General features: G+C 62.4%; 1 protein-coding gene. It reads right to left on the bottom strand.

Features of this window, described 5'->3' with window-relative positions; genetic code table 11:
- Positions 1 to 260: DNA adenine methylase (locus CKO35_RS17760; protein WP_200177423.1), on the bottom strand; the 260-nt coding region annotated here is incomplete at its 3' end.
- Between the last annotated feature and the right edge of the window lie 14 nt (positions 261 to 274).

Below are 274 nucleotides of genomic sequence, written 5' to 3'. Positions count from 1 at the left end.
TCGTTCACCGGCCAGTCTGCGGCATGGGCTACGGCGTCGGGGTCGCGCGATACCGCGCGCCAGAAGTTGGCCACGAAGCCGTCAAAGTCGTTGATGGTTTCGATGCGCTTGCCTTCGGGCGCGGCCAGGAGCATGGCGGCGCTGCCTGCAAAAGGTTCCACGTAGTTCTCCACCACGCCAAAGGTGGGCCACACGGTATCGGCGGCTTTGCGCTTTCCTCCAAACCACGGAAACGGGGCTTGCAAGTCGGTAGTTTTCATGCGAGGGTGTCTTC

This window comes from Ectothiorhodospira shaposhnikovii, assembly GCF_016584105.1.
In the GTDB taxonomy this organism is placed as follows: domain Bacteria; phylum Pseudomonadota; class Gammaproteobacteria; order Ectothiorhodospirales; family Ectothiorhodospiraceae; genus Ectothiorhodospira; species Ectothiorhodospira shaposhnikovii.
This window is presented reverse-complemented; position numbering and strand designations above follow the sequence as displayed.